General features: G+C 73.4%; 7 protein-coding genes. All 7 read left to right on the top strand.

Annotated elements, in window-relative coordinates:
* Nucleotides 1–490, top strand: a 490-nt coding sequence (locus tag M0P34_RS10780; protein WP_291498922.1) for a sigma-70 family RNA polymerase sigma factor, incomplete at its 5' end; no start/stop codon positions are given.
* Nucleotides 491–512: 22 nt separating this feature from the next.
* Nucleotides 513–1,565 carry a FecR domain-containing protein gene (locus M0P34_RS10785; RefSeq protein ID WP_291498923.1) on the top strand — a complete coding sequence of 351 codons (1,053 nt, stop codon included), beginning with the start codon at nucleotides 513–515 and terminating at the stop codon, nucleotides 1,563–1,565.
* A 548-nt stretch (nucleotides 1,566–2,113) separates the two neighbouring features.
* Entirely contained in the window at nucleotides 2,114–4,465 is a 2,352-nt protein-coding gene (locus M0P34_RS10790) for a TonB-dependent receptor (RefSeq protein WP_291498924.1), read from the top strand.
* A gap of 14 nt (nucleotides 4,466–4,479) precedes the next feature.
* Complete coding sequence (locus tag M0P34_RS10795) at nucleotides 4,480–6,207, top strand: PepSY-associated TM helix domain-containing protein (RefSeq protein WP_291498925.1); 1,728 nt, start codon at nucleotides 4,480–4,482, stop codon at nucleotides 6,205–6,207.
* Entirely contained in the window at nucleotides 6,204–6,512 is a 309-nt protein-coding gene (locus tag M0P34_RS10800) for a hypothetical protein (RefSeq protein ID WP_291498926.1), read from the top strand. The genes M0P34_RS10795 and M0P34_RS10800 overlap by 4 nt, the downstream gene beginning before the upstream one ends.
* 240 nt (nucleotides 6,513–6,752) lie before the next feature.
* Nucleotides 6,753–7,268 carry a hypothetical protein gene (locus tag M0P34_RS10805; RefSeq protein ID WP_291498928.1) on the top strand — a complete coding sequence of 172 codons (516 nt, stop codon included), beginning with the start codon at nucleotides 6,753–6,755 and terminating at the stop codon, nucleotides 7,266–7,268.
* Nucleotides 7,269–7,277: 9 nt separating this feature from the next.
* Nucleotides 7,278–7,907 carry a nitroreductase family protein gene (locus tag M0P34_RS10810; RefSeq protein ID WP_291498929.1) on the top strand — a complete coding sequence of 210 codons (630 nt, stop codon included), beginning with the start codon at nucleotides 7,278–7,280 and terminating at the stop codon, nucleotides 7,905–7,907.
* Nucleotides 7,908–8,717 lie beyond the last annotated feature (810 nt).

Consider the following 8,717-nt stretch of genomic DNA (forward strand, 5'->3'; position numbering starts at 1 on the left):
CGAGGAGCTGTATGTCGGGAACTACAGGCCCCTGGTGGAGTACGTCCGCGCGCGGTTCCGCTCCTGTCCGGACCAGGCCGAGGAGATCACCCAGCACGCCTTCGAGCGCATCGCGGCCCGGGGCAACCTCGGAGCCATCGGGAATCTCAGGGCCTTCCTGTGGCGCACGGTGCGCAACCTGGCCATCTCCGAGCTGCGCTTCAGGCGGGTGGCGACCCGGAACCAGGCCGAGGCGGCCCGGGCGCAGGGCACCGAGGCGGACGGCTACGCCCTGACCCCCGAGCGCGTCCTGGAAGCCAGGGAGCAGATGGACATCGTGCGCGACGTGCTGCGCGCCATGCCCGAGCAGCGCCGCCGGGCGTTCCTCCTCACCCGGGTCGAGGGCCTGAGCCACGGCGAGGCCGCGCGGCGGATGGGCATCTCGCGGCCCGCGGTGAGCAAGCATGTGGCCCGGGCCCTGGCCGACCTGTATGCCGCGTTGCGGAGCTGACTGGAATATGGAAGAAAAAACCGTGTCCCGGACAACCGACGAACTCATGCGCACCGCCTTCCTGTGGCGGGCCACCCTGGCCGACGGGCAGGCCGCTCCCGAGGAGCGGCGGCGCTTCGAGGCCTGGTTGCGCGCCGACCCGGCCCACGCCCGGGCCTACGAGCGGGCGCGGCGGTTCTGGGACGAAATGGGCGCCCTGGACCGCGAGGCCCTGGACCCGGCCTTTTTCCGGCCGTCCCCGGGCGAGCGGCTGCGGCGGGCCCTGGCCCCCGGCGGGCACCGCGCGGCCTGGGCCGGGGGGCTGGCCGCCGTCTGCCTGGTGGCGCTTTTGGCGCTGCATGCCCTGCCGGGCTGGTTCCCCGGCGCGGGCGCCCCGTCAGGGGCCGCCGGGCCGCAGCCCGCGCAGGGCCGGACCTACGCCGCCGCCGTGGGCGAGACGCGCAGCCTGGAGCTTGCCGACGGCAGCCGTGTCACCCTGGGCGCCGACACGGCCGTGGAGGTCGTCTTCGACCCCGGACTGCGCCTGGTGCGCATGGGCCTGGGCGAGGCCTACTTCGAGGTCGCCCCCGATGCGGACCGGCCCTTCGAGGTCGTCGCCGGGCAGGCGCGCATCACCGTGCACGGCACGGCCTTCAACGTCCGGCGCGGCGCCGGGGACACCCATGTGGCCGTGGCTGAGGGTGTGGTCAGCGTCCTTGTGCCCGGGGCCGGGCAGGGGGCGCCCGAGGCCGGGGCGGGCGGGGCCCGCGCCGAAACCCTGGCCGCCGGGGAGCGGCTCACCGTGCGCGCCGACGGCGGCGCGGTCAAGGACGCCAGCCCCCGGCCCGAGGCCATCGGCGCCTGGCGCGACCGGCTGCTGGTCTACATCGACACCCCCCTGGCCGACATCACCGCCGACCTGAACCGCTACCGGCACCGCAAGATCAGGATCGCGGACCAGGACCTCGCCGGGCTGCGGGTCACCGCCACCTTCGACAGCGGCGACATCGAGGGCCTGCTCCAGACGCTCACCGAAGTCTTTCCCGTGCGCCTGGAGGCCATCGGGGACGAGACCGTCCTGCGCCGCGCGCCCTAGCGGCGCGTCTGCAAAACGCGGCGGCCTTGTTTCGCCGGGGCTGCCCCGGGGCCAAAGGCTTTCCGGTCTTGGAAGCGCTGGCTTCCCCACGGATGCGGCACAGGCTGGCGCGCCCTGGCCGCCCGCGCCGGGACAGGCGCTGCGCGGGCGGCGGCCCCGCGCGCCTCTCCGGCCCTCCGGCGCCGGGAGGCCGCGGTCTCGTGTCGGCATCTCGGCCCTTCGGCGCCGGGTGGCCGCGGGGCATGGCCCGGATCCACCCGGAGCTTGGCGTTCGTTTCAGCCCTGCGGCCCCGCGCGCCCGCGGGCGCCCGGACCCCTCGCCCCCGGCGCGGGCAGCCAGGGCGCGCCCCGCGCCCCCGACCCACGCCGCGAGCCCGCGCGGCCCGGAGCGGCCCACGCCTTTTTTGTCCCCGCACGTCTTTTTTTTGCCCTTTTTGCCTTTCCCGGTTGCCGAACGGGGGGCGCGCGCGTCCTGTTCATAGGTCCCGTCGTTTTGGCGGTCTGCAACCCATGTCGAGGAGGACATACCCTTGCGGATTCTGAACAGGATGAAACAGTGCTTGAAACCCCGGGCGGCGGCCCTTGCCCTGGCCCTTGTCCTTGCCGCCTCGCTGGCTGTGGCCCAGGAGGGCGGCGGGGCCGTGCGCATCGACCTGCCCCGGCAGCCCCTGGAGGAGTCGCTGACCACGGCGGGCCAGGCCTTCGGCCTGACGGTGGTCGCCCCCGGGGAGCTTCTGCGGGACAAGGTGGCGCCCGCCGTTTCGGGCGAGCTGACGGCCGACGAGGCCGTGCGGCTGCTCCTGGAGGGCTCGGGGCTCGAAGCCGGGCGCTCGGCCAACGGCGCCCTCGTGGTGCGCGAAAAGGGCGCCCCGGAGCCCCGGAGCGAGGCCGGGGCCGACGACGCCGCCGGGCCCGGCACCGCCCAGGACGGCCTGCGGCTGGAGCCCATGGTCATCACCGGCGAGCGGACCACCCGCACGCTGTACGACACGGCGGCCTCGGCCACGGCCTTCACCGGCGAGGACATCGACAACTCCCCGGGCTTCCGGGAGGTGGACGACATCCTGCAATTCGTGCCCAACGTGGACCTGGGCGGCAACAGCAACGAAGGGCCGACCATCCGTGGCGTCAAGGCCGGTGGCCCGCTCTCCGGCGTCTATGCGTTCTTCGGCGGCTCGCGCCCCCGGGCGACGGTCACCGTCGACGGGCGGCCCGTGAGCTTCGACGAGTTCATCTTCGGCGCCACGTCCCTGTGGGATGTGGAGCGGGTGGAGGTCTTCCGCGGGCCGCAGACCACCTCGCAGGGCGTGAACTCCATCGCGGGCGCCATCCACGTTGTCACCGCCGACCCGACCTTCGAGCCCCACGCCAAGATCCAGACCGAGTTCGGCGACTACCGCGCCGCCCGGTTCTCGGCCTCGGCGTCCGGCCCCCTGGTCGACGACGAGCTGGCCGTCCTGCTGTCCGCCGACCTGCGCCGCCGCGACAGCTTCATCGACATCCAGCCCACCCAGGACTACGGCCCCGACCCCAACACCATCCTGAGCGAGGTCCTGCGCGGCAAGGTGCTCTGGGAGCCCAACGGCGCCCCTGAATTGAAAATGAAACTCACCCTCACAAGCTCCAAGAACGAGGGGCCGCAGGCCGAATACGTCCGCAAGCCCTACGAGGACCTGAGGGCCATCTCCGTCAACCTGCCCTCCCGGCGCATCGTGGCCAACACGGGCATCCACGATGTCAGCTACGCGTTTTCCGACAACCTGGAGCTGTCCAACCGCTTCTCCTACGGCAAGGTCGACAGCACACGCTATGTGGACGTGGACCGCAACGGCAGGGCCGAAATCGACCGCGAGGAGCTGAACAACGAAACCACGCTGCACTGGAAGAGCCCGGAGAACGGGCTGTCCGGGCTGCTGGCCGCCTTCTACCAGCACACCGACAGCGACGAGTTCCTGAATCTCGCCGCCTGCGGCCTGAGCTCCTTCGACGACAAACAGGAGAGCCTCGGGCTCTACTCCGAGCTGACCTACGACATCACCGACCGCCTCGATCTGACCCTCGGCCTGCGCTACCAGAGCGACGGCCAGGAGCGCCGGGGCACCTCCACGGGCGGCGCGCTCTACAACGTGGACCTCGACTTCGACAAGACCTACGAAGCCTGGCTGCCCAAGGCCGTGCTGGGTTACGACGTGACCGACGACTTCCGCGTCGGCGGCCTGGTTTCGCGCGGCTTCAACCCCGGCGGCGTGACGCTCATCTGGACCTCCGGCGCCCTCAACCGCTTCGACGAGGAGACCGTCTGGAACTACGAGCTGTTCACCCGCTCGAAGCTGCTGGACAACCGCCTGCTGCTGGACACCAACCTGTTCTACGCCAAGTACTCAGGCTATCAGATGAACTACCTCGCCGGAATAGTCGGCACCACCGATGTCTACGGCATCGCCAACGCCGACGACGCCGAGAGCTACGGCCTGGAGGCCAGCGCCCAGTACCTGGTCACCGAGGCCCTGCACCTCATGGCCGGGGTCGGCCTGCTGCACACCGAGATCAAGAAGTTCGAGGATGCGGGCGGCATCGACGCCGAGGGCGCCTCGTTCATGCGCTCCCCGGACCTGACCCTCACCCTGGGGGCCGACTACGAGGTCCTGGAGGGCCTGAAGGTCGGCGGCCGCGTGCGCTATGTGGGGTCCTACAAGTCCGAGGACACCAACGACAGCCCCTCCTCAGGCGACTACACGGTGTGCGACATCCAGGGCAGCTACGCCTTTGGCGACTTCACCGTCTACGCCTTCGTGAACAACGTGTTCGACCAGTACTACCGCGTCAGCGAGCTGGCCATCGGCAGGGCCATCATCGGCAACCCGCGCGAGTTCGGCGTCGGCATCAGATACGCGTTCTAGGCGCGGGGAGGAACATGCAAGCGACGCAAAACAACGCGCGCGCGCCGCGGGCCAGATGGTCCGCGGCGCGCGCCGCCAACATCGTCCACCGGGCCGTCGGCCTGTGGTTCCTGGTGCTCCTGACCCTGGTCATGGGCACCGGAACCCTGGCCGTCTACGCGCCGGAGCTGGACCGGCTGGTGTTCCCCGTCCTGCGGGCCTCGCCGCCCGGGCCGCAGGCCGCCAGGGTCAACCCCGGGCTGCTGTACGACAACCTGTTGCGCGCCTATCCCGGCATGGGCGTCGCCCATATCGAGACCGCGCCCCACGAGCCCCACGCCGCGGCCACAACCCACGTCCTGCTTCCGGGCGGGGCCAAGCGCGCCGTGGCCCTGGACCCCTACACCGGCGCCGTCCTGGGCGAGATTCCCGCGCTGACCGTGCGCCATGTGCTTTCCAGGGCCCACGCCGTCCTGTTCCAGGGGCTCATCGGGTTCTATGTGGTCAACTTCTCCGGGGTCCTGCTGCTGGCGGCCGTGGTCTCGGGCCTGTTCGCCTACCGCAGGTTCTGGCGGTCGTTCTTCACGCCGCCCCGGCTGGGGCGCGGGGCGCGCATCCTGCTGGGCGACCTGCACCGCCTCGTCGCCCTGTGGTGCCTGCCTTTCCTGTTGGTCATCGCCCTGACCGGAACCTGGTACTTCTACAACTTCCCCCTGGCCCAGTTCGACCTGGTGCCCGACGTGGTGGCCAGCCAGGCCGCGCCGCCCAGGCTCTCGGAGGCCGACCTCGACGCCCTGGGCCCGCAGACGCCCCGGCGCGCCAGCGGCGAGAGCGTGGTCGACGCCGTGCGGGCCGCCTATCCGGATATGACCATCCTCGGCCTGGTGCCGCCCCTGAACGCGAACATGCCCTTTGTGGTCTATGGCGATCGGGGCGAGTACCTCAAGGGCCGCAACCCCAACGCCGTGTATGTGCACCCGTTCACCGCGCGGATCATGGGCGCGGACCTGGCCGAGGACGCGCCCCTGGCGCGCTACGCCTTCGAGGCCATGAGCCAGCTGCACCACGGCGAGCTGCTGCCGCGCTCCTGGGGGCCGCTGGCCGCGGCCGTCATGAAGTTCCTGTGGTTCCTGTTCGGCGTGGGCGCCTGCTTCCTCACGGTTTCGGGGCTGCTCATCCACCTGCGCCGCGCGCGGCCCGCCCGCGCCGGGCTCGGCCGCCGGGTCTGGAACTGGGTCAAGCCCTGGGGCGGGCCTATGGGCGTTTTCAAGTACGTCAACGTGCTGGTGGTCGTGGCCCTGGCGGCCGGGCTGGTCCGGGTCGCCTCCGGGGGGCCCGGCCCGGTCCGGGCGGCCTCGCCGGGCGTGGAGCTTGCCGCGCGCTCGGCCGGGGGCTTCGACATCGTGCCGGTGATCATGGCCCCGCCCCGGGCGGGCGGGGCCGACGGCCCGGGCCCCCTGCGCCCCGGGGCCCGGGTGATGGTCTTCCCGCGCATCGCCGACGGGCGTTTCGACGAGGCCCGGGCCGTCGTGGTGGGCGTCACCGGGGCGGCGGGCTCCAGCGCCCGTGGCGTGCAGGCCAAGGGCGCCGCCAACACGGCCTTCGCGCCCCTGGCCCTGCCCGGGGACCTGGCCGGGGCCGAGCTGTGGGTGGAGGTGCGCACCTGGGACGGCGGCGCCCACCGGGCCCGCTGGCCCCTGGGCGCGCCGGGCGCCGCCGGGCCGCCCCAGGCGACAACGTCAACCGCAAGGAGCGAACAATGATGAAGCAGATATGCATCGCCCTGGTGATATTCCTTCTCCTGCTGGCCGCCCAGGCCCAGGCCCACAGCCTCTTCTTCTCCCTGGTGGCCGACGGGCCGGACAGCGTGGAGCTGGCCGGGGCGTTTTCCGACGGCACCCTGGCCGCGGGCATCCCGGTGAAGGTCTACGCCAAGGACGACGGCAGGCTGCTGTGGCAGGGCCGGACGGACGAATTCGGCCTGTGCCTGTTCCAGCGCCCCGGCGGGCCCTACGAGGTGGAGCTGGACGCCGGGCCGGGGCACCGGGTCCGCGAGGACGGCATCTGAACCACGCCCTGGCCGGGGCCGCGCGGCCCTGGCCATGTCATGCCCCGGATTCCCCGGGCGGCCCCCCGGCGGCCGTTGGCCGCCCGGGGCGCCCGGGGAATCCTCTTTTTTGCCGTGCGCGGCCTCCTGGCTGGCGCCGTGCCCGGCCCGGGGTTGGCGCCCTGGGCGGATCGGGGGTACAAGGGGGCGCAGGACGGGCGGCGCGCCGGGGGCGGGCCGCACGGGAAAAGGAGGGATGCCGTGAACGACGCGACGGGTGGCGGTGGCGGGGCGAACCTGGCTCCGGCCGCGCTGGTGAGTGTGCTGCGGGAGTGTTTCCACGGGGCGGGCGAGGCCGGGGCCTTCCTGGACCCCGGGCAGGGCGGGCTGCTGGCGCTGCTGGCCAGCCTGTCGGCCGCCGAGGCATCCGCGCCCGTGGCGGGCGCCTCCGTCGCCCGCCACGCCCTGCATGTGGCCTTCAGCCTCGATGTGTTCGCCGAGTGGATCGGCGGGCTGCGCGACGTGGAGTACGACTGGGCCCAGAGCTGGGCCCGGGGCGAGGTGGACCAGGGCCAGTGGCGCGCCCTGCGCGAGCGGCTGGCCTTGGGGCTCGCGGCCCTGGAGGCCGCCGTCGCCCGGCACGCGGCCCGCGACGCCCAGGCCGCCTGGGGCGCCGCCGGAGCCCTGGCCCACACGGCCTACCACCTGGGCATGATCCAGCTCAAGGTGGACGAACTGCGGGCGGCCCAGGCCCGCGCAACGAGCGCGAAACAGTAGGGGGGAACCATGTCCCGGACAACGCCCCTGGGCGTCATGGACGCCATGACCGCGCGCCACAGCGTGCGCACCTTCACCGGCGAGCCCGTGGCCGCGCGGGATCTGGAGGCCCTGTTCCAGGCCGCGCGGCTCGCGCCGTCCGGCCTCAACGCCCAGCCCTGGCGCTTCAAGGCCGTCCAGGATCCGGAGCTGATCCGCTGGTTCGCCCAAAAGGACGCCACGCGCGGCCAGGGCTGGCTGGCCGGGGCCGGGGCGATCATCGTCTGCTGCGCCGACCTGGCGGGCTATGTGCGCGACGCCCAGGCCAGCGCCTTCTTCTACCGCGAGCGGGGCCTGCTTCCCGGCGAGATGATGGACGGCATCGACGACTATGTGCGCCGCGCGGCCGAGGCCACGGAGGCGGCCCGCTTCGCCGTCGCCGCCATGAACGTGGGCATCGCCAACACCTTTATCATGCTGCGCGCCGTGGAGTTGGGCCTGGGCACCTGCTGGGTGGGCATGTTCGACGAGGGTCGCGTCAGGGAACGCCTGGCCCTGGGGCCGGACCTGCGCGTCGTCGCCCTGCTGGCCGTGGGCCACCCCGCCCCGGGCCAGCCCACGCGGCACACGCGCAAGCCCCTGGAGGACATCGTCCTCTAGCGTCGCGCCGGGCAATGGCGCGGGGCGGCGCTGGCCGCGTGCCGAGCCGGTCGGCCAGGTTGTCGCGCCCGGGCAGCGGCGCCGGGGGCTGGAAGGCAGGGGCCTTTGGTCCGGGCGGCCTGCTCCGGGGGCGGCGCGCCGGGGCCGGCCCGGGCTGACGGACGGTCATGAATGCCCGGGCCTGACCCGGGGCCCCCCGGCGCCCCGGCGTTGGCCGCTGCACGCGCGGCGTGGCCCCTGGAGCGGGGGGCCGGGCCGCCTTTCGCGCCCCGGCCCGGGCCGATGGAGGGCGGCACACAGAAGGGAGGAGCACCGCGCGGCAGGAGAGGGCGGCGCGTGCAGCGGCGCCCCGCAGGCAAGGGCGGACGCGGCAGGCGCCGCCGCCGTTTTTGGCGTCCGCCGCCTGGCCCCGGGGCGGAGCGCCCTGAAGCCCGGCGCCGGAGCCGGGCCGGGCAGCGGGGTGCCGCCGTTCGCCCCTCCCGCGGGTCCGGGCAGTGCCGCTGCTGGCTGGCGGTCCCCGGCGGGGTCCGGGCGCCCGGGGAGCGGGGCGTTTCCGGAGGGCGTCCTCGTCCCTTTCCCGCTGCCTCCCGTTTTTTCGTCCCTGTCCGGTGCGCGACGCGGGGGAGCCGTCGTCCTCCGCGCCTCCAGTCGTTTCTTCTGCCCGGCTTTGGGCGCTAAGGGGGCGGGGCCCGGCGGCCGGAAGGCCTCGGCGGGAGGCGGCGCTGGCCGTACATCCTGCGGGGGGCGACGGCAGGCCGGACGCCGGAAGGGCGGCGCCTTCCCCGCAGGCGCCGCCGTCCATCTTTCGCG

It is taken from the genome of Desulfocurvus sp. (genome assembly GCF_023230885.1).
Lineage (GTDB): Bacteria > Desulfobacterota > Desulfovibrionia > Desulfovibrionales > Desulfovibrionaceae > Desulfocurvus.

Excerpts from the sequence above, each read along its gene's own strand:
- M0P34_RS10810 (WP_291498929.1), top strand. The coding sequence starts at position 7,278 with ATGTCCCGGACAACGCCCCTGGGCGTCATGGACGCCATGACCGCGCGC.
- M0P34_RS10795 (WP_291498925.1), top strand. The coding sequence starts at position 4,480 with ATGCAAGCGACGCAAAACAACGCGCGCGCGCCGCGGGCCAGATGGTCC.
- M0P34_RS10790 (WP_291498924.1), top strand. The coding sequence starts at position 2,114 with ATGAAACAGTGCTTGAAACCCCGGGCGGCGGCCCTTGCCCTGGCCCTT.
- M0P34_RS10800 (WP_291498926.1), top strand. The coding sequence starts at position 6,204 with ATGATGAAGCAGATATGCATCGCCCTGGTGATATTCCTTCTCCTGCTG.